Source organism: Polaribacter sp. BAL334, assembly GCF_015767435.1.
In the GTDB taxonomy this organism is placed as follows: domain Bacteria; phylum Bacteroidota; class Bacteroidia; order Flavobacteriales; family Flavobacteriaceae; genus Polaribacter.
Window position 1 is genome coordinate 1 of sequence record NZ_JADWOV010000176.1, and the last position, 749, is coordinate 749.

Sequence of the window (749 nt, forward strand, 5' to 3'; positions counted from 1 at the left end):
ACTTTTAAAGAATTACTCTTAGAATTTTTTATCAATACTTTTGGAGTGGATAGTAAGTTTTTCTTAACCATCAGAAAAATGGCAACTCATCCTGATGAGGTTATTAATGAATATTTAGATGGGATTAGAAAACGTTATGTAAATCCGTTTGCATTTTTAGCAGTTGGCGCAGGTTTATCATTACTTACCTTCAATTATTTTGCTGATGATTTTATTGCTATCAATAATTCTATTCAATCGGTTCAAATTAGTGAACTGAAACAAAAAGCAGCACTAGATCTTTCTACCTTAAAAAATATTGACAAACAAGAGTTTCAAAAACTAGAAATAGAAAAGAAAACAGCTCAAATGCAGTTAAAATTCATGGATGGATGGATGCAGTTTATGTTGCGCTATTACAACTTAATGACTTTTGTTTTTCTTTTGATTTATGCAATTTTGAGTAAATGGACATATAGAAAACCTCATAATTTCGGTGAGCATGTGGTGATAAATGCTTTTATTTATGGTTTTCTTACCTACATTACGCTACTATTTTTTATGTTAGCAATTACCATACATCCAACTATTTACAGTTATAGCATCTTAATTTACATCCTTTTTTACATGTATGCGTTTGGAAAGTTTTATCAACTTTCAATTGGAAAAAACATTTTAAAATTGCTACGATTTTTACTCGGTTTAATTGTCTTTTTTATCAGCTTAATGATTATAGGGGTTATCGTGGGAATTGCGTTAAAATATTTTGA

At 29.0% G+C, this 749-nt stretch carries 1 protein-coding gene; it reads left to right on the forward strand.

Annotated elements, in window-relative coordinates:
• A partial coding sequence (locus IU405_RS00920) for a DUF3667 domain-containing protein (protein WP_197436759.1) occupies positions 1-749 on the forward strand: 749 nt, incomplete at both ends.